This is a genomic window from Streptomyces sp. SJL17-4, assembly GCF_036826855.1.
GTDB lineage: Bacteria > Actinomycetota > Actinomycetes > Streptomycetales > Streptomycetaceae > Streptomyces.
Genome location: NZ_CP104578.1, coordinates 4,500,194 through 4,517,919, shown reverse-complemented (window position 1 = coordinate 4,517,919; position 17,726 = coordinate 4,500,194). Strand labels below are relative to the sequence as shown.

The window sequence follows — 17,726 nt, the reverse complement described above, 5'->3', positions numbered from 1 at the left end:
TCCCTCGCGCGGCGCCTACTTCTGGGCGTTCTGCCCCACGTAGAACAGGATCCAGACGAAGCCGGCGAACGCGTGCGTCGCGAAGACGTAGATGAAGACGCGGAGCATCACTCCGCGTTCTTTCCAGCGCTCCAGATCAGTCATGCGCTCCAGGGTACGGGCAGGAATAGACGGCGGGGTGGCACCGTTGAGCGGGATAGTTTAAGCTTCAACCACTAGCCGCGAGGCACCAGGAACGCGAGAGGTGAGCACGATGCAGTTCGGGATCTTCACCGTCGGCGACGTGACGACCGACCCCACCACCGGCCGCACCCCCACCGAGCACGAGCGGATCAAGAACACCGTCGCCATCGCGCTCAAGGCCGAGGAGGTCGGACTCGACGTCTTCGCGACCGGTGAGCACCACAACCCGCCGTTCGTGCCCTCCTCCCCCACCACCCTCCTCGGGCACATCGCCGCCCGCACGGAGAACCTGATCCTCTCCACCTCCACCACGCTGATCACCACCAACGACCCGGTGAAGATCGCCGAGGACTACGCGACCCTCCAGCACCTCGCCGACGGCCGCGTGGACCTGATGATGGGCCGCGGCAACACCGGCCCCGTCTACCCGTGGTTCGGGCAGGACATCCGGCAGGGCATCCCGCTCGCCATCGAGCACTACGCGCTCCTCCACAGGCTGTGGAGGGAGGACGTGGTCGACTGGGAGGGCAAGTTCCGCAGCGCCCTCCAGGGCTTCACCTCCACCCCGCGCCCGCTCGACGACGTCCCGCCGTTCGTCTGGCACGGCTCCATCCGCTCCCCCGAGATCGCCGAGCAGGCCGCCTACTACGGCGACGGCTTCTTCGCGAACCACATCTTCTGGCCCAAGCAGCACACCGAGAAGATGGTCCGCCTCTACCGCCAGCGGTACGCCCACTACGGCCACGGCACCCCCGAGCAGGCGATCGTCGGCCTCGGCGGCCAGGTGTTCATGCGCAAGAACTCGCAGGACGCGGTACGGGACTTCCGCCCGTACTTCGACAACGCGCCGGTCTACGGCCACGGCCCGTCCCTGGAGGAGTTCTCCCGGGAGACCCCGCTGACCGTCGGCTCGCCGCAGGAGGTCATCGAGCGCACCCTGTCCTTCCGCGACTACGTGGGCGACTACCAGCGCCAGCTGTTCCTCGTCGACCACGCCGGACTGCCCCTCAAGACGGTCCTGGAGCAGCTCGACATCCTCGGCGAGGAGGTCGTACCGGTGCTGCGCAAGGAGTTCGCCAACCTGCGCCCGGCCGGCGTCCCCGACACCGCGCCGCTGCACCCCGCCGTGATCAACTCCCGTACGCAGAAGGAGTCGTAAGCCATGCAGACCCTGAAGCTGGTCGCCGTCTCCGCCGGCCTCAGCTCCCCCTCCTCCACCCGGCTGCTCACCGACCGGCTCCTCCAGGCGGCCCGGTACCGGCTGGCCGAGCAGGAGTACGCCGTCGACGTCCAGGTCGTCGAACTGCGCGACCTGGCCGTCGACATCGCGAACAACTTCGTGACCGGCTTCCCCTCCGGGCGGCTCCAGGACGCGATCGACGCGGTGACCGGCGCCGACGGGGTCATCGCGGTGACCCCGGTCTTCACCGCCTCGTACAGCGGGCTGTTCAAGTCCTTCTTCGACCTGATCGACCCGGCCGCGCTGACCGGCACCCCGGTCCTCATGGGGGCGACCGGCGGCACCGCCCGGCACTCGCTCGTCCTGGACCACGCCCTGCGGCCGCTCTTCGCCTACCTGCGGGCCCTCGTCGTGCCGACCGCCGTCTACGCGGCGTCGGAGGACTGGGGCACGGGCGGCGACGAGGCCTCCCCGACGGGATGGGGCGAAGGGCTGCCCACCCGGATCACCCGGGCGGGGTACGAGTTCGCGGACACGGTCGCGGCCCGGCCGTCCCGGCGGACGTTGGACGACGAGGTCGTCCCGTTCGAGAAGCAGTTGGCCGATCTGCGACTGGATTGATCGGTTTGTTACGTTGTGGGGGAGTTTCCCGACAACGGACGGAGGTCGGCGATGGCCGGCAGGATCGTGGTGGGCGTGGACGGCTCGGAGCCTTCCCTGAAGGCGCTGACGTGGGCGGCCGGACAGGCCGCCCTCACCGGGGACTCCCTGAACGCCGTCATCGGATGGGAGTACCCGGCGGCCTGGTCGACGGCGCCCGGGGTACCGCCGGACTTCAACCCCGAAATGCTCGCCGAGCAGATCCTGGACGAGTCCCTCGCCAAGGTGCTGGACCCGGCCGTCGCCGCCGGCGTGACCCGTACGGTCGTCAGCGGCAGCCCGGCCCAGGCCCTGGTCGACCAGGCCGAGGGCGCGTCCCTGCTGGTCGTCGGCGACCGAGGCCACAGCGGCTTCAAGGCGGCGGTCCTCGGCTCCGTCTCCACCAGGGTGGCCCAGCACGCCCCGTGCCCGGTGGTGGTCGTCCGGGGCACGGGGGACTGACAGGGCGTCCTCAGGCGGGCACCACGTCCGCCACCACGCACGCCACGTTGTCCGGCCCGCCCAGGTCCCGCGCCAGCGCGACCAGGGCTTCCGCCGCTTCGTCCGGACCGACGCCCGCGGCGAGCGCGCGGCGGATGCCCTCGGCCGGCGCGACCGCCGAAAGCCCGTCCGTGCACAGCAGATAGCGGTCGCCGGGCCGCGTCTCGTGCACTCCGAGCTCCGGCTCGGGCGGCACGTCCCCGCCGTCCAGGGCCTTCAGGAGCAGCGCCCGGTCGGGGCGGTCCGCCGCCTCGGCCGGGTCCAGTTCGCCCGCGTCGACGAGGGCCTGGACGACGGTGTGGTCGCGGGTGAGGCGCACGAGCGCGCCGTCCCGCAGCAGGTACGCCCGCGAGTCGCCCACGTGCGCGAGGGCCAGGCGGCCGCCCGTCCACACGGCCCCGGTCAGGGTCGTGCCCGAATCGGCCAGCCCGGAGACCGCGCCGTCGGCCGTGCGCACCGCGTCCTCCAGGGCGTTGAGCACGTCCCCGGCGCGCGCCGAGGGGGCCGGTGGCGGTACGGCCTCCAGTGCTCCGACGGCGGCCAGCGCGGCCCGCTCGCCCTCGGGGCCGTACCCGTCGGCGACGGCCAGCAGGTGCGGGCCCGCGTGGGCCGCGTCCTGCTGGGCGGCGCGGACCAGGCCGCGGTCGAGACGCACGGCGGTCCGCAGGACGAAGGCGGGCGGGCCGGCCGGCCCGGTGGCCGCCCAGGCGTTCGTGGCGGCGTGCACGGCGCTCACCTCGTCGGTCATCGCGCCGGGCGTCTCGCCGGCCGTGTCGTCGGTCATCTCGTCGGTCGTCTCGTCGTTCATCTCGTCGGGTCCCTTCAGCCGGTCCACCAGGGAGGCCGCCAGGTCCCGCCGCGCCGCGGTCTCCGTCTCGACCCGCGCCCAGTAGCCGCGGATCGCGCGGGCCGCGCCCGCCGCGTCCGACGCGTACAGCGCGCAGACCCGTCCGACCTCGGCGAGCGGCATGCCGATCCGCCGCAGCCAGGCGATCAGCCGGGCCCGTTCGAGCTGTTCCACGGCGTAGTAGCGGTAGCCGGTGAACGGGTCGACGCGGGCGGGCGGCAGCAGGCCGAGCTCGTCGTAGCGGCGCAGAGCCTTGGCGGAGAGCCGGGAGGCACGTGCGAAGTCCCCGATGGTCAGCATCGGCCCGGACACGGGCACAGGCATGGGCTCTTCGTCGCGCACGGCTCGATTCTCCTCCCTGTGCCGGGCCTTCCGCCCGGCACGCCCGATGCTGGGCCTTCCCGGCGGGGGAAGGTCAACCGCGAGGCGGCGCACGCCGTGCGCCGGGCCGCCTCCCGGCGCATGATGCCCTCATGGACATCAAGCTGGAACTGGTCGCCGTCCCCGTCACCGATGTCGACCGCGCCAAGGCCTTCTACGAGAAGGTCGGATTCAACGCCGACCACGACGTCCTCGTCAGCGACGACATCCGGTTCGTCCAGATGACCCCGCCGGGCTCGGCCTGCTCGATCGCCTTCGGCAAGGGCCTCACCGAGATGACCCCGGGCTCCCTCGACAACATGCAGGTCGTCGTCACCGACATCGAGGAGGCCCACCGCGAACTCACCGCGCGCGGCGTCGAGGTCGGCGACATCGCCGACATGCCGTGGGGTTCGTTCGTCTTCTTCGCCGACCCCGACGGCAACCGCTGGGCGGTCCAGCAGACGACCCCGCGCGACCAGTAGCGGTAGCGCGGGGCCGGTCCGTCACTTGCGACCGTCGATCGCGGCCGTCGATCGCGGTCGTCACTTGCGGTTGTAGAGCCGCATGGTGATCGCTCCGAAGACGACGATCAGCACCGCCGACCACCCGAGCGACCAGGCGATGTCCGCGGCCGGCCAGTTGCCCGCCATCAGTTCGCGTACCGCCGTCGCCAGATGGGTCACCGGGCTGTTGTTGACGAAGGCCTGGAGCCAGCCCGGCATCGTCTTCGGGTCGACGAAGACGTTCGAGAGGAACGTCAGCGGGAAGATCACCATCATCGAGACGCCCATGACGGACTTCTCGCTGCGCAGCAGCAGACCGAACATGGTCCAGATCCACGAGAACGCGAACGAGAAGACCACGAGCAGCGCGACCCCGAGCAGCACGCCCACGATCCCGCCGTCCGGCCGGTAGCCGATGATCATGCCGACGGTCAGCATCACGGCCGAGGCGATCAGATAGCGGACGACGTCGCCGAGGAGATAGCCGACCATCGGCGCGGGCCGCCAGATCGGCAGCGTGCGGAAGCGGTCGAAGACACCCTTCTCGATGTCGGTGTTGACCGAGACCCCCGTGTACATCGTGATCATCACGACGCTCATCACCAGGATGCCGGGCAGCAGGAACTGGATGTACGAGGAGACCGACCCGGCCAGCGCACCTCCGAAGAGGTACGTGTACATCAGCACCATCATGATCGGGAACGCCGTCACGTCGAACAGCTGCTCCGGCACGTGCTTGATCTTCAGCATGGCCCGCCAGCCGAAGGTCATCGAGGCGGAGAGCGCGCTGGGGCGCGGCGGGCGGGAGTGACCCACCAGCAGCGCCGCGAGTTCGTCGGCCTTCGGGGCGACGAAGTCGAGCGTCTCGGTCGTCCGGGTGTCCTTGCCGTTGGTGACGGTGGTCATGCGGTCGTTCCTTTCCTGTCCGTCAGTGCCAGGAAGACCTCGTCGAGGCTGGGCTGGCCCAGCGCGAAGTTGTCGACGGTGATCCCGGCCCGCGCCAGCTCCGCCAGCGCCCGCGCGGCCTGCTCGGCGGCGCCCAGGTCCGTCCCGTGGCCGTTGACGGTGGCGGTGAGCGCGACCGGGTCGGCGTCGAGCTGGACGGTGGCGTCCAGGGCGCCCACGATGACCCGCTCGGCCTCGGGCCGCTGCTCCGGGTCCCGGAGGCGTACGTGCACGGAGCCGGAGCCGACGGAGGCCTTCAGCTCGCCCTTCGTGCCCTCCGCGATCACCTTGCCGTGGTCGATGACGGCGATCCGGGAGGCCAGCTGGTCGGCCTCGTCGAGGTACTGGGTGGTCAGCAGGACGGTGGTGCCCTGGGCGACGACCGCGCGGACGATGTCCCAGACCTGGTTGCGGCTGCGCGGGTCGAGGCCGGTGGTCGGCTCGTCGAGGAAGAGCAGGTCGGGGGTGTTGAGGATGGACGCGGCGATGTCGATACGGCGCCGCATGCCGCCCGAGTAGTTCTTGACCTGCTTGTCGGCGGCCTCCGCGAGCCCGAACGCGGCGAGCAGCTGCCCGGAGCGCTCGCGGGCGGCGGGGCGGGTGTGGCCGAGCAGCCGGCCGAGCAGGACGAGGTTCTCGGTGCCGGTCAGGTCCTCGTCGACGGAGGCGTACTGCCCGGTGAGGCTCACCCGGCCCCGCACGGTGTCGGCGTCCTTGACGACGTCCTTGCCGAAGACGCGGGCCCGGCCGCCGTCGGGCCTGAGCAGGGTGGCGAGCATCTTGACGGCGGTGGTCTTGCCGGCGCCGTTGGGCCCGAGGACTCCGTACACGGTCCCGGCGGGGACGCGGAGGTCGATGCCGTCGACGGCGCGGTTGCTGCCGAAGACCTTGACCAGGCCCTCGGTCTCGATGGCGAGGTCGGTCATACCGTGGATCCTCCAGGGGAAGAGGGCGCGGAGCAGACGCGCTCGAAAAAAGCGCTTCTCCCAGTCTCCGTCGACCACGGCCGGATCGCCAGAGCGGCGGAACCTCGTCGGATGACGCCGTCTCCCCCGCCCGGCGGAGGCGGACCGGTCTCCGGAGCGACGTCCGGGGGCGGGGCCCGGCGGGACGCTGGTCCCATGCTGAGAATCAAGGCCCTTCCCGACGTGCCCCGTTGGGCCGTCCTCGCCGCCCATGCCGTCCCGCTCGTCACCCTCCCGTCAGGGCTGTGGCGTCTCGCGCTCGTCGCCGGGCTGCCGGTCACGCAGGACGCCGAGTGGGGCGTCATGAGCTGGGGGGAGTCCATGTACGTGGTCTCCCTCAGCGTCGTGTCCGAGCTCCTCGCCTTCCTCACCCTGGGGCTCGTCCGCTCCTGGGGCGAGGTCTTCCCGCGCTGGATGCCGTTCCTCGGCGGGCGCCGGGTGAACCCGGCCGCCGCGACCGGCGCGGCCCTGGCCGGGGTGACGGGGCTGGGCGCGATCGTGGCCTGGGGCGTGTACGCCTCGTACGCGGACCTGGGGCCCGGCATCCCCGCCACACCGGCGCAGGACGCCCTCCTGGCCGTCTGCTACACGCCGCTCCTGGCGTGGCCGGTGCTGCTCGCCGTCGTCGCGGTCGCCTACCACCGGCGCCGCCGGGACGGCGGGAAGCGTCCGGCCGGGGGTGGGACCCGTCAGTACGGCGCGGGCCGTCCCTCGGCGTCCTCGTGGGTGTAGAAGAGGTAGTAGGCGCCGATCCCGTTGAGCGCGGCCACGGTCAGCCCGAGTCCGCTCGACGAGAGGACGCTGGCGCCCGACAGGCTGAAGAGGAAGCCGACCGCGATGCCCGACAGCGACCCCCAGGCGGCGGCCCGTGCCTCGCGGGGGAGGGCGCGGCCGTAACGCCGGAGGACGTAGATCCCGGCGCCGAGCACCACGGCCGAGATCAGGCCGAGCCACAGCTGCCCCAGGGTGGTGGGGCCACCCTGGCGGACCACGGTCGCCGCGTAGAGGCCGTACAGGACACCGACGACGATCGGGGTGGCCAGGCCGTGGGTGCTGAACGGCTTCCGGACGGGTATCGCTGCGTGTGCGGCCATGGCAGGAGCTCCTTCGTCTCTCGCCCCCCTGCTGCTTCCCGCACCCTCAAGGGCACACCCGCGCCGTACGCCCCGCAAGTGGATCAGGCGGCGGGGGCGGGGCGGCGGCGTCGGGCGGGCGGGAGCGGGGCGTACGGCGTCAGGCGGCGGGGCGTACGGCGATCGCGTCGATCTCGAAGAGCATGCCCGGCAGGGCGAGCGCCGCGACGCCGCTGAGGGTCTGGGCCGGGAGCCGCTCGCCGAAGTGGGCGTGCAGGCCCTTGCCGAGGGCCTCCAGCTTGGCCATGTCGTGGTCGACGACGTACGAGCCGAGACGGACGACGTGCTCCAGACCCAGGCCGACGCCTTCGAGGGCGAGCCGCAGGTTGGTGAGGGAGAGCTCGACCTGGGCGGCGAAGTCGCCGGGGACGGGCGAACCGGACGCGTCGGAGGCGTACTGGCCGCCGATGAAGACGAGCTCGCCGGGCGCGGAGACGGCGTGGCTGTAGCCGAAGGGGGTCGGGTCGTGGAGCGTGTCGGGGTTGGTGATGACCCGCTGGTCGGCGGAGGTCTTGGCGGTCATGAGCGATCGTTCCTTCCGGAGAGTGTCAGGCGTTGGCGAACCAGTGGCGGAGCCGTTCGGGCGCGGCCGGTGCCTGGAGTTCGGCCCGCAGCCGGACGTCGTCCAGGGTCTGGGCCATGAGCTCCCGGCGCCAGGCCAGGTCGGCCCGCCCCATGGCCCCGGCGATGGCGCACTCGGCGGCGTACGTCTCCGGCGTCCCCGCGCCGGGCCCCTTCCGCCGGATCTCGGTGCAGCGGAAGGCCTCGTCAGGGCCTTCGACGGCGGCGACGACGTCCATCAGCGTGATCCGGTCGAGGGGGCGCGCCAGCCGGAAGCCCCCCTTGGGTCCGGAGACCGAGGTGACGATCCCGGCGCGGGCGAGCGCCTGGAGCTGCTTGTTGAGATAGGCGGGGGGCAGCTCGTGGTAGGACGCGAGGCGCGCGGCGGTGACCGCCCGCTCGGCCCCGATCCAGGCCAGGTTCAGGCAGCTGTGCAACGCCCACTCCACGCCCTCACTCATCTTCATATCCTGGACCTTACATGTCCAGGATATGAAGGCCCAGGGGTTTTCAACCCTCCTCCGCCGCCAGCGCCGCCAGCCGCCCCAGCGCCTCGTCGAGGACCGCTCGCGGCGGGGACGCGAGCCCGATCCGGATCGCGTCCGGCGCCGTCCCCGTACCGTCCCGGCCGCCCACCGCGAAGGCGCCGCCCGGGGTGACCGCCACGCCCGCGCGTGCGGCGGCCGCCGCCGTGAAGGTCTCCGCCCGCCAGGGCGCGGGCAGCTCCCACCAGCAGTAGTACGCGTACGGGGAGGTCCGGACGACCTGCCCGGCGAGCCGTCGCCGGACCAGGGCGTGCCGGGCCCCCGCGTCCGCCCGCTTGGCCGCGACCACCTCGGCGACCGTTCCGTCCGAGGTCCACCGGGTGGCGGCCGCGAGGGCGAGCCCGCCCGCCGTCCAGGCGCCGGAGCGCAGGGCCTCCGCCACCGCCGCCCGGAACCGTCCGGGGACGACGAGGTAGCCGACGGTCAGGCCGGGGGCGAGACGCTTGGAGAGGCTGTCGACGAGCAGGACCCGCTCGGGGGCGTGCGCGGCGAGCGGCGCGGGCGCGTCCGGCACGAGGAAGGCCCAGGTGGTGTCCTCGACGGCTGTCAGGTCCAAGCTCCTGAGCAGCTCGGCCAGTTCGGCCCGGCGCACCTCCCCCGCGGTCGAGGAGAGCGGGTTGTGCAGGGTGGGCTGGAGGTATACGGCGGCCAGCGGCGCCGCCCGGTGGGCCGCCGCGAGCGCCTCGGGCCGTACCCCCTCGTCGTCGAGGGCGAGCGGTACGAGCCGGATGGAGAGCGTCTCGGCCACCGCTTTGACCAGGGGATACGTGAGGGCCTCGACGCCCAGTCGGCCGCCGGGCGGGACGAGGGCGGAGAGGGCGGCGGCGATGGCCTGCCGGCCGTTCCCGGCGAAGAGGACGCTCTCGGGGTCGGGCGCCCAGCCGGGCCGGGCGAGCACGGTCGCCGCCGCGTCGCGGGCCTCCGGGGTGCCGGTGGCTGCGGCCGGCCGGGACACGGCCTCGGCCAGGACGTCGGACCGGGCGAGGGCGGCGAGGGCCCGGGCCATCAGCTCCGACTGCCCTTCGGCGACGGGGTAGTTGAGCTGGAGGTCGACGGGTGCGGCGCCGGTCGCCTCGGCGAGCTCGGGCCCCGGGAGCGGGGGCGCGGCCCGGACGAAGGTGCCGCGCCCGACCTCCCCGACGACGAGGCCGCGCCGGGCGAGCTCGCCGTACACACGGATGGCCGTCGAGTTCGCGATGGCGTGCCGGCGGGCGAAGACCCGCTGCGGCGGCAGCCGGTCACCGGGCTTCAGCCGCCCGTCCCGTACGGCCGCCTCGACGCGATCGGCGATCCTCCGGTACTCCTCCATACCCAGCCCCTCCCTCATTGCACCGAGAGCAAAGATCTTATTGCACCGAGCAGTTGCGCCTGCCTAGCCTCCGACCATGGACTTCGTACAGATCGACGACACCCCGATCGCCTACGAGGACCGAGGCTCCGGCCCCGCCCTCCTGCTCGTCCACGGCCATCCCTTCGACCACACCATGTGGCAGCCCCAGATCGACCGTTTCTCCCGCACGTACCGGGTGATCGCCCCCGACCTGCGCGGCTACGGCCGCACCCCGCTGGGCACGCACCCCGCCTCCACCGCCCCCGCCTCCACCGGCCTCGGCGTCTTCGCCGAAGACCTCGCCGGCCTCCTCGACCACCTTGAGATCGACGACTACGTCGTCGTCGGCCTCTCCATGGGCGGCCAGATCGCCATGGAGCTCTACCGCCGCCACCCGGAGCGCGTCCGGGGCCTCGTCCTCGCCGACACCTTCCCCGCCGCCGAGACCGACGAGGGCAAAGCCGCCAGGAACGCCATGGCCGACCGGCTCCTCGCCGAGGGGATGCGGGGGTACGCCGACGAGGTACTGGACCGGATGGTGGCCCCGTACAACACCCACGCCGCCCCGCACGTGCACCGCATGATGTCCGCGACCGACCCGGCCGGCGCGGCGGCCGCGCTCCGGGGCAGGGCCGAGCGCCCCGACTACCGCAAAACCCTGGCCACGGTCCCGTTCCCCGCGCTCGTCGTCGTCGGCCGGGACGACTCGTACACCCCGGTCGCGGACGCGGAGGACATGCACGCGCTCCTCCCCCACTCCACGCTCGCCGTGATCGAGCGGGCCGCGCATCTGCCGAACCTGGAGCGCCCCGACGACTTCGACGCCGTACTGGAGAACTACCTCCGCTCACTCGTACGGCCCAACTGAACGTTCGGAACGGAACGAACGCTCCGACGATGGGTCCATGAGCCACAACACGGCACCACCCCGCAGGTCCACGTCCTCCTCCGCCGCCTGGGCGAGCGGCGGCACGCTCTTCGCGGGCGTCCTCATGCTCGTCACCGGCTTCATGGACGTCTTCCAGGGCATCGCAGGCATCGCCGAGGACGACATCTACACACGCGTCGGCGACTACGTCTTCAAGTTCAACCTGACCACCTGGGGCTGGATCCATCTGATCCTCGGCGTCGTGGTCGCGATCGCCGGCTTCGGCATCCTCAAGGGGGCGGAGTGGGGACGGGTCGCCGGTATCGCGCTCGCGTCCCTGAACATCCTGTTCCAGTTCCTGTTCCTGCCGTACCAGCCGTGGTGGGCGCTGTTCTCGATGGCCATCTCGGTCTTCGTGATCTGGGCGCTGGCGACGGACGAGGCGTACGGCCGGGAAGAGAAGTTCTGAGGGGCGGGCGGGCGATGAGACGCACGACGGCGGCGGCCCTGTCCCTGGCCGCCACCACCGCGCTCACCCTCACGGTCACCGGGTGCGACACCGTCAAGGAGACGGCGGGCGACATCGTCTCCTCCGCCACGGCGGCGGTCGCCTCGGCCGCCGAGGAGAAGATGAACGAGGTCAAGGACGGGGTGAACGCCACCGGCGACGTGAGCGCCGGGCCGACGAGCACCGACGGGGACCGGACGGTCTCCGAGATCACGGCGACCAACCCGAAGGACAAGAACGCCGACTACACGATCATGGTCACCTTCCGGGACGCGGACGGGAACTTCCTCGACTCGGTCGTCCTGAACATCGACGGAGTGGAACCGGGGAAGTCCAAGACCGGTACGGCGCGCAGCAATCGGTCCCTGTCGGGCGGACCGAAGGCGGAGATCGCGCAGGCCCTGCGACACTGACGGGGTGGACCGAGTCCAGACCGCAGATCACGCAGAGCACGGGGAGACGGCGGAGCCCGTGAACAGCAGTCCCGCCGATCCGGCCCCCGAGGCGACCCCCGAGCCCCACCCCGGGGCCACCCGCGAGCCGGCTCCCGAGGCGACCCGCGAAGTGGCCCCCGCACCGCCGCCCCTGCGGCCCAGGCACCGCGTCATGGCCTGGGCCGCAGGGCTGCTCATGGTGGTACCGGCGCTGATCACTGCCTGCCGCGCCCTGGACACGGACGCGGTGACCCCGGTCCCCCAACTCCTCGCGTTCCTCCCCTGGCTGACCGTCCCCGCGGGCCTCGCCCTGCTCCTCGCCGCCGTGGCCCGGCGCCGGGTGCTCACCTTCGTGGCGGTCCTGGTCCTGGGCGCGACCGCCTGGAGCACCGTGCCGTACATGCCGCAGACCGTCATCTCGTACGGGCTGCCGCTGGCGCGGGTGAAGGTCATCGCGTCGAACGTCGAATTCGGCCAGGGGACGGGTTCGTTGATCGAGCTGATGCGGCGGGAGCGCCCCCAGCTCGTCTTCGTGTCGGAGTGCGACCGCGCCTGCCGGGGCGCCCTCACGAAGACCTTCGCCACGGAGCTGCCGCACTACGCCTCCGTCGAGGGCGAGGGCTCGGTCGGCTCGATCCTGCTGAGCTCGTACCCGCTGCGCGACTGGCGGATGATTCCGTCGACCATGGGCATGCCGGGTGCCACGGCGGAGATCGCGGGCGTGCCGGTACGGCTCCAGCTGACGCACCCGATGCCGCCGGTGCCCGGGCAGGTGTCCCTGTGGAAGCGGGAGCTGGGCCGGGTGAAGGCGGCCGTCGCGGCGCAGCCCACCGGCCCGATGCTGGTCGCGGGCGACTTCAACGCCTCGCAGGACCACGCGGCGTTCCGCGGCATCCTCGCGGCGGGCGGGCTCCAGGACGCGGCGCGGCGGGCGGACGAGAGCCGGGCGCCGACCTGGCCGGCGGAGGGCCCGCTGCCGCCGTTCGTCCAGATCGACCACGTCCTGGTGAGGGACTTCAGCGTCCGCGAGGTCCGCTTCCCGGACCTCCCGGGCTCCGACCACCGGGCGGTCGTCGCCGATCTCGACCTGCGCGGGCCGCGCTGATCGGCGACGCTGGAGGACATGGAGAACGAGGAGATCCTGGACGACATCGGCGCCCTCGTCGAGGAGGAACGCACCCTCCGGCAGCGCACGGGCGGCCTCCTCCCCGAGGAACGCGCCCGCCTGTCGGAACTGGAGGTCCGGCTGGACCAGTGCTGGGACCTGCTGCGGCAGCGCAGGGCGAAGGCGGAATTCGGCGAGGACCCGGACACGGCGACCCTCCGCCCGGCGACAGAGGTCGAGTCCTACCGCAACTGACGCCCCCGCACGGGGTGCGGCGGCGCCGTGCGCGACCGTGCGCACCAAAGCCGTCCGGCGCCGTGCGCGACCGTGCGCGCCGAAACCGTCCAGCGGCTGCGCGTGGCTGCGCGCCGCTTCGTACCCGTACCTAGGCCGAAAGAACCAGGTGAGGCACCGCACCCGGCCCGAGGCCGCCGCATGCCACGCTGCGTAGGGTCGGAAGCATGACGAGTCACGACGAGACCCCGCAGGACTCCGCCCCCCGGCCGGACATCGACGCCTATCTCGCCCGCACCGGCTGGACCGGGGAGCGACGGGCGGACGCCGCGACGCTCCGGTCGCTGCACCGTGCCCATCTGTACGGCATCCCCTTCGAGAACCTGGACCCGATCGCCGGTTCCGCCCCCTCCCTCGCGCTGCCGGACCTGGAGGCGAAGCTGGTCCGCGGCGGCCGGGGCGGCTACTGCTACGAGCACAACACCCTGCTGGCCGCCGTCCTGGAGGCCTTCGGCTTCGGTGTGACGCGCATGGCCGCGCGGGTCGTGCTCGGCGCCCGCGGCGCGATCCGGCCGCGGACCCACATGCTGCTGCTCGTCGACGTGCCGGGCGAGCCGGACCCGTACCTGGCGGACGTCGGCTTCGGCTCCTCCGGATCGCTGCTCGAAGCGGTCCCACTGGTCGCGGACACCGAGTTCCGGGCCGCGAACCGCCGTCACCGCCTGGTCCACCGGCCGCACCGCGGGCCGCTGGAGCTGTGGGTGCTCCAGGCGTACGAGGACGACGAGTGGACCGATCAGTACGCGTTCACCGTGGAGCCGTACGAGGCCCCGGACTTCGAGGTCATCAACTGGCACGTCGCGACCAACCCCCGCTCCCCGTTCTCCCACCTCCTCTACGTCCAGCGCTCGACACCGGACCGCCATCTCGCGCTCAGCGGCCGCCACCTCGTCGAGACCCGCGCGGACGGCTCCCGCAAGGAGCGGGAACTCTCCGGCCGCGAGGAGATCACCCGGGTGCTGACCACCGAGTTCGGCATCGCGGTACCGGACGGACTGCCGCTGGACGCACCGGCCGACTGACCGTCCCGCGGAGGCTCCCCGGGAAGGACGGCGCGCGGACCGCGGAAGCTCCCCTCGAAGGACAGCGCGCGGACCGGGGCCCTCGGCGGCAGAGACGTAGGTTGGGCGCATGGCACGCCCCGCAAGGACCGCACGGCTCTCCCCGCCCGCCTGGCTCACCACCGGCTTCAAGCCCGCGCCCGCGCCCGTCCCCTGGGCCGCCGTCGGCCGCGCCGCCGTCGCGCTGTCCGTGCCGCTCGCCGTCGGTCTTGCCGTCGGGCAGCCCGCCTACGGGGCGCTCGTGTCCATGGGCGCGCTGTCCGGGGTCATCGGCGACACCGCCGACGCCTACCGGATGCGGATCCTCAACATCGCCGTGCCGCAGCTCTTCGGTGCCGTCGGAGTCACCCTCGGGACCCTTGTCTTCGGGCACGGCTGGGTCGCCGTCGGCGTGCTCACGCTCGTCGCGCTCGTCTCCGGGATGATCTCCTCGATCGGCGCCGTCGCCTCCGTCTCCGGGCTGCTCCTGCTCCTCAACGCCGTCGTCGGCGCCGGACTCCCCATGCCCGACCCCTGGTGGAAGGCACCGCTGCTGCTGGGCCTCGGCGGACTCTTCGTCCTCGCCCTGACCCTGCTCGGCTGGCCCCTGCGCCGCGCCGCCCCCGAGCGGTCGGCCGTCGCCGACACCTACCGGGCCGTCGCCGATCTGTACGAGGCCACCGGAACCGACGCGTACGACGAGAAGCGGCAGGCCGTCACCGCCTCCCTCAACCAGTCCTACGACCTCGTCCTCGCCCGCCGCGCCCGCCAGCACGGCCGCGCGTCCTCCCTCGTCCGGCTGCTCGCGCAGCTGAACGTCGTCATCCCGCTCGTCGAGGCCGCCCCCGCCGCCCACCTCCGCGCCCGGCTCCACGGCCCGCTGTCCGCCACGATCCCCGCGGCCGTGCGCGAACTCGCCGACGCCGTCGAGGAGGGCCGGACCGGGGCACCCGTACTCGATCTGCCGACCCCCGAGCGGCCCGCCGAGAAGGCCGTCGACCACGCCCTGCGGCACGCCGCCGCCGTCGTCCACAAGGCCGAGCCCGACGTGCACAACGTCGACGACCGGCTCGGCCGCCCCGCCGCGCTGCGGGTCCGCGTCCGCCGGGCCACCCGCGCCGTGCTGTTCTCCGAGGCGTCCTGGCGGTACGGGCTCCGGCTCGCCCTCTGCATCGGGCTCGCCCAGGCGCTCGTCTCGCTGATCGCCGTCCCCCGCTCGTACTGGGTCGCGCTCACCGTCACCTTCGTCATGAAGCCCGACTTCGGCTCGGTCTTCTCCCGTGCCGTGCTCCGCGCCTTCGGCACCGCCGCCGGCCTGCTCCTCGCCGCGCTCGTCCTCGCCGAGGTGCCGCGCGGCTGGTGGGACGTCCCCGTGATGTGCGTGCTCGCCGCCCTCATCCCGGCCTTCTCCGCGAAGGGGTACGCCTTCCAGACCGCGGCCATCACCCCGGTCATCCTGCTGCTCTCCGACACCCTCAACCAGCAGGGCTTCGACCTCGTCATGCCCCGCCTGTACGACTCCCTCATCGGCTGCGGCATCGCGCTGATCGCCGGCTACCTCCTCTGGCCCGAGTCCTGGCACTCCCGGATCGGCGACCGGCTCGCGGACGCCGTCGCCGACACCGCCGCCTATGTGACCTGCGCGTTCGGAGGGACGGAGGACCAGGGCGGGCGGCTGCGCGCCCGGCGGAAGCTCTACCGTGACCTCTCCACCGTCCGCTCCGAGTTCCAGCGCGCCCTCACCGAACCGCCGCCCACCGGGACCCGCGCCGCCGCCTGGTGGCCGCTCGTCGTCGCCGTCGAGCGGATCGTGGACGCCACGACCGCCGCCCGGATCCGGGTCAACCACGGCGCTCCCGACCCCGATCCCGCCGAGGTCGTCGCCGTCGAGCGTGAGCTGCGCGAACTCGCCGAGGGAATCCGGGAATCGGAGACCCTCGTCGAGGTCCGCAGCGAGCTTCCCGGCGACGAGAACGGAGTCCTCGCACCGCTCCGCCAGGAGGTCCGCGCGGCCCGCGCCATCGCCGGTCCCGACCTGCGGTAAACCTCCCCACAGGGGCGTACGGGAGGACTTACCGGCGGTCACGGAACGGAACCCTCCCCACCGCCGTTACCCGAAGCCATCCGGGCGACTACGATGCGCTCGATCTCACCGTGATCCGCGCCCGCCGCGGTCGGGAACCGGCCCGGCGGACGGGCCACTTCGTCCTGCCTCACCCCCCGCGCCCCGAGGACACCGCCATGCGCACCACCACGAACAGAGGGCTCCAGCCCAATGTCCTCGGTACCTTCGACACGATCGTGATGGCCGTCGCAGGCAGCGCCCCCGCCTACTCGATGGCCGCGACCACCGCCGTGCTCTTCGGCGCCGTCGGCTACGCGGGGCCCGCCGCCCTGCTCTACTGCGCGATACCGATGTTCGGCATCGTCCTCGCGTACGCCCGCCTGGGGCGGATCGACGTCAACGCCGGTGCCGGCTACTCCTGGGTGGGCCGCACCCTCCACCCCTTCCTCGGCTTCCTCTCCGGCTGGGCCCTCGTCTTCGCCGCCACCGTCTTCATGGTGGCCGGTTCGCTGCCCGCCGGCGCGCTCACGCTCGCCCTGTTCGACCAGGACCTCGCCGACAGCACCCCGCTCGCGGCGGCCGTCGGCGCAGGCTGGTTCCTGATGATGCTGCTCGTGGTCATGGGTGGCGCTCGGCTGACCGTCCGGGCCCAACTGATCATGTCGGGCGTCGAGATGCTGATCCTCCTCGGCTTCATCCTGGCGGCCGTCGCGCACCGCGGGCGGGCCACCGCCTTCGACTGGTCCTGGTTCGGCCTCGGCCAGTTCGACGGGCCGCAGGGCTTCGCCGCGGGCGCGCTGATCGCCGCGTTCTACTACTGGGGCTGGGACGTCACCAGCAACCTCAGCGAGGAGACCCGGAACAGCCGCCGCACCGCCGGACTCGCCGCGCTCGTCGGCGTCGGCTTCGTCTTCCTCCTCTTCGTCGCCGTCACCGTCATCGTCAACGTGCTGCTGAGCGCGGAGGAGATCCGTACCGCGGGACCCAACGTCCTCGCCGTCATCGGCCAGCAGGTCTGGCCCGGGATCGGCGGCAAACTCCTCGTCGTCGCCGTCCTGCTGTCCACCGTCGCCACCCTGGAGACCACCCTCCTCCAGGTCACCCGCTCGCTCTTCGCGATGGGCCGCGACCGGACCCTGCCGTCCGCGCTCGGCACCGTGCACCGCCGCTGGAACACTCCGTGGGTCGCGATCGTCGCCGTCGGCGGCGCCGCCCTGCTGATGTTCGCGGCCGCCGCGGCCGCCGGCTCCGTGCAGCAGATCCTCCGGGACGCCGTCTCCGCGATCGGACTCCAGATCGCGTTCTACTACGGGCTCGCGGGCATCGCCGCCGTCGTCGCGTACAAGTCGGTCCTCCTCCGCTCCGTACGGAACCTGCTCCTCGGCGGAGTCTGGCCGCTGCTCGGCTCGGCGTTCATGCTCTGGGCCTTCGTCGAATCGCTCGGCGAACTCTCCACCACCGCCCTCACGATCGGCCTCGGCGGCCTGCTCCTCGGCGTCGTCCCGCTGCTCGTCCACTGGCGCAAGGGCAGCGACTACTACCGCCCGGCCCGCCTGGACGCCGCCCGCGCGATGGCGGCAGCGGAGGGCTCGGGCCCGGCCACCCGCACGCGCGGCGGAACCAGGGACAAGAGCTACGCAACGGATTTCTGATCCACGCCCTCACCAAGGGCACAGAACCAACAGCACAGCACCAACAGCACGGGAACCCAAGCGAG

At 72.6% G+C, this 17,726-nt stretch carries 21 protein-coding genes; 13 read left to right on the top strand and 8 right to left on the bottom strand.

What is annotated here, in order from left to right; all coding sequences use genetic code 11:
- Window positions 1-15: 15 nt before the first annotated feature.
- The gene (locus N5875_RS20260) at window positions 16-144 is read right to left on the bottom strand and encodes a DUF6126 family protein (RefSeq protein WP_318208139.1); all 129 of its coding nucleotides are present in this window, start codon (window positions 142-144) and stop codon (window positions 16-18) included.
- Window positions 145-253: 109 nt separating this feature from the next.
- On the opposite strand from N5875_RS20260, the gene N5875_RS20255 reads away from it, so the two are divergent.
- The 3 genes from N5875_RS20255 to N5875_RS20245 are packed head-to-tail and all read left to right on the top strand — an operon-like array spanning window position 254 to window position 2,464.
- Entirely contained in the window at window positions 254-1,342 is a 1,089-nt protein-coding gene (locus N5875_RS20255) for an LLM class flavin-dependent oxidoreductase (protein ID WP_338499216.1), read from the top strand.
- Between the two features lie 3 nt (window positions 1,343-1,345).
- Window positions 1,346-1,984, top strand: coding sequence for an FMN reductase (locus tag N5875_RS20250; protein ID WP_338495253.1), 639 nt, complete (start codon window positions 1,346-1,348; stop codon window positions 1,982-1,984).
- A 51-nt stretch (window positions 1,985-2,035) separates the two neighbouring features.
- Window positions 2,036-2,464 carry a universal stress protein gene (locus N5875_RS20245; protein WP_318208141.1) on the top strand — a complete coding sequence of 143 codons (429 nt, stop codon included), beginning with the start codon at window positions 2,036-2,038 and terminating at the stop codon, window positions 2,462-2,464.
- A gap of 10 nt (window positions 2,465-2,474) precedes the next feature.
- On the opposite strand, the gene N5875_RS20240 is transcribed toward N5875_RS20245, so the two are convergent.
- Complete coding sequence (locus N5875_RS20240; protein ID WP_338495251.1) at window positions 2,475-3,674, bottom strand: MerR family transcriptional regulator; 1,200 nt, start codon at window positions 3,672-3,674, stop codon at window positions 2,475-2,477.
- 149 nt (window positions 3,675-3,823) lie between these two features.
- Here N5875_RS20240 and N5875_RS20235 point away from each other — a divergent pair, with 149 nt between their 5' ends.
- Window positions 3,824-4,195: a VOC family protein gene (locus N5875_RS20235; RefSeq protein WP_338495249.1), complete on the top strand. Its 372-nt coding sequence runs from the start codon at window positions 3,824-3,826 to the stop codon at window positions 4,193-4,195.
- Window positions 4,196-4,255: 60 nt separating this feature from the next.
- Here N5875_RS20235 and N5875_RS20230 read toward each other — a convergent pair whose 3' ends face one another.
- Both N5875_RS20230 and N5875_RS20225 read right to left on the bottom strand, forming a co-directional pair.
- The gene (locus N5875_RS20230; RefSeq protein WP_338495247.1) at window positions 4,256-5,122 is read right to left on the bottom strand and encodes an ABC transporter permease; all 867 of its coding nucleotides are present in this window, start codon (window positions 5,120-5,122) and stop codon (window positions 4,256-4,258) included.
- Window positions 5,119-6,087, bottom strand: a complete 969-nt coding sequence (locus N5875_RS20225; protein ID WP_318208145.1) for an ATP-binding cassette domain-containing protein — start codon at window positions 6,085-6,087, stop codon at window positions 5,119-5,121. Before N5875_RS20225 ends, N5875_RS20230 begins: the two co-directional genes overlap by 4 nt.
- A gap of 195 nt (window positions 6,088-6,282) precedes the next feature.
- Between N5875_RS20225 and N5875_RS20220 the strand changes: the two genes are divergently transcribed.
- Entirely contained in the window at window positions 6,283-6,858 is a 576-nt protein-coding gene (locus tag N5875_RS20220; protein ID WP_338495245.1) for a hypothetical protein, read from the top strand.
- Here N5875_RS20220 and N5875_RS20215 read toward each other — a convergent pair.
- The 4 genes from N5875_RS20215 to N5875_RS20200 form a co-directional block, all read right to left on the bottom strand.
- Window positions 6,816-7,220 (bottom strand): hypothetical protein, encoded by a 405-nt coding sequence (locus N5875_RS20215; RefSeq protein WP_318208147.1) that lies wholly within the window; start codon window positions 7,218-7,220, stop codon window positions 6,816-6,818. The genes N5875_RS20220 and N5875_RS20215 overlap by 43 nt on opposite strands.
- A gap of 139 nt (window positions 7,221-7,359) precedes the next feature.
- Entirely contained in the window at window positions 7,360-7,782 is a 423-nt protein-coding gene (locus tag N5875_RS20210; RefSeq protein ID WP_338495242.1) for a RidA family protein, read from the bottom strand.
- Between the two features lie 25 nt (window positions 7,783-7,807).
- Window positions 7,808-8,281: an Rrf2 family transcriptional regulator gene (locus N5875_RS20205; RefSeq protein WP_338499214.1), complete on the bottom strand. Its 474-nt coding sequence runs from the start codon at window positions 8,279-8,281 to the stop codon at window positions 7,808-7,810.
- A gap of 49 nt (window positions 8,282-8,330) precedes the next feature.
- Window positions 8,331-9,674 (bottom strand): PLP-dependent aminotransferase family protein, encoded by a 1,344-nt coding sequence (locus tag N5875_RS20200; protein ID WP_338495240.1) that lies wholly within the window; start codon window positions 9,672-9,674, stop codon window positions 8,331-8,333.
- 76 nt (window positions 9,675-9,750) lie between these two features.
- Here N5875_RS20200 and N5875_RS20195 point away from each other — a divergent pair, with 76 nt between their 5' ends.
- The 8 genes from N5875_RS20195 (at window position 9,751) to N5875_RS20160 (ending at window position 17,661) form a co-directional block, all read left to right on the top strand.
- Entirely contained in the window at window positions 9,751-10,563 is an 813-nt protein-coding gene (locus N5875_RS20195; RefSeq protein WP_338495239.1) for an alpha/beta fold hydrolase, read from the top strand.
- A gap of 37 nt (window positions 10,564-10,600) precedes the next feature.
- Window positions 10,601-11,032, top strand: coding sequence for a hypothetical protein (locus N5875_RS20190; protein ID WP_318208151.1), 432 nt, complete (start codon window positions 10,601-10,603; stop codon window positions 11,030-11,032).
- Window positions 11,033-11,046: 14 nt separating this feature from the next.
- The gene (locus N5875_RS20185; RefSeq protein ID WP_338495237.1) at window positions 11,047-11,484 is read left to right on the top strand and encodes a hypothetical protein; all 438 of its coding nucleotides are present in this window, start codon (window positions 11,047-11,049) and stop codon (window positions 11,482-11,484) included.
- Window positions 11,485-11,542: 58 nt separating this feature from the next.
- A complete protein-coding gene (locus tag N5875_RS20180) occupies window positions 11,543-12,610 on the top strand; it encodes an endonuclease/exonuclease/phosphatase family protein (protein WP_338495236.1) in 1,068 nt (355 codons plus the stop codon).
- Between the two features lie 18 nt (window positions 12,611-12,628).
- Complete coding sequence (locus N5875_RS20175; RefSeq protein ID WP_318208154.1) at window positions 12,629-12,865, top strand: DUF2630 family protein; 237 nt, start codon at window positions 12,629-12,631, stop codon at window positions 12,863-12,865.
- A gap of 206 nt (window positions 12,866-13,071) precedes the next feature.
- Window positions 13,072-13,926: an arylamine N-acetyltransferase gene (locus N5875_RS20170; protein WP_318208155.1), complete on the top strand. Its 855-nt coding sequence runs from the start codon at window positions 13,072-13,074 to the stop codon at window positions 13,924-13,926.
- Window positions 13,927-14,035: 109 nt separating this feature from the next.
- Window positions 14,036-15,988, top strand: coding sequence for an FUSC family protein (locus N5875_RS20165; protein WP_318208156.1), 1,953 nt, complete (start codon window positions 14,036-14,038; stop codon window positions 15,986-15,988).
- A 197-nt stretch (window positions 15,989-16,185) separates the two neighbouring features.
- Complete coding sequence (locus N5875_RS20160; protein WP_318208157.1) at window positions 16,186-17,661, top strand: APC family permease; 1,476 nt, start codon at window positions 16,186-16,188, stop codon at window positions 17,659-17,661.
- Window positions 17,662-17,726: the final 65 nt, after the last annotated feature.